Below are 684 nucleotides of genomic sequence, written 5' to 3'. Positions count from 1 at the left end.
GCATGCAAGCCGTAACTCACGACATCACGGCGCTACTGGCGATGGCGATGAGAAAGCCAGAACCAAGCTCGAGTTAAGACTTTGAATCAGCCCTGCCCGGCAGGGGAGCCCTCGGTGGCGAGGCCTCTGCCGCCAGGGCAGAACTCGGAAGGGCCGTCAACAGCCCAACGCCCACGAACATCAGGAGCAAGGTGGAGAAGGCCATCCGTGCCAGCCGGAGGAAAGGAGTGGCGAACGTCATCGGATCAGGTGCCAAGGGACGTTGGTGATGCCGCTGAACTCAGCAGCTTCTGGACGATGGCGATGCCGGTGAAGGCCTGCCAGCCGAACAGCAGCAGCACTCCCCCGTTGATGGCCACATGCAGGCCCCGGGCCCAGTCCTTGCCCTTCTGGAGGGAAGGTCCCAGGGAGGCCGTGGCGATCACCAGAAGGGCAACCGCCAGACCAACAAACAGATGCGGACCGATGATCAGCTTGCCGTGCTTGAGGAAGGTGGCAGCCAGCCCACCGGCGGTGCCCAGCAGGGTGAGGCCCAGGAGCACCGCACCGAGTTGGGCGTGACGCTGGCCGTAGTGCAGGGGAACCATCGCCTTGCGTTCCTCGGCGCTCACCTTTCGGATCAAGCTGGCCTTGAAGCCCAGGTAGCCCGAGTAGAGCATCAGGCTCAGCAGCACCCACATCAGC

The 684-nt window shown here is 63.7% G+C and carries 1 protein-coding gene; it reads right to left on the bottom strand.

The window, feature by feature from the left end:
* Positions 1 to 245: 245 nt before the first annotated feature.
* Positions 246 to 684, bottom strand: a 439-nt coding sequence (locus CJZ98_RS17885; RefSeq protein ID WP_108723338.1) for a DUF4079 domain-containing protein, incomplete at its 5' end; no start/stop codon positions are given.

Origin of the sequence: Vulcanococcus limneticus LL, assembly GCF_002252705.1 — a bacterium.
GTDB lineage: Bacteria > Cyanobacteriota > Cyanobacteriia > PCC-6307 > Cyanobiaceae > Vulcanococcus > Vulcanococcus limneticus.
This window is presented reverse-complemented; position numbering and strand designations above follow the sequence as displayed.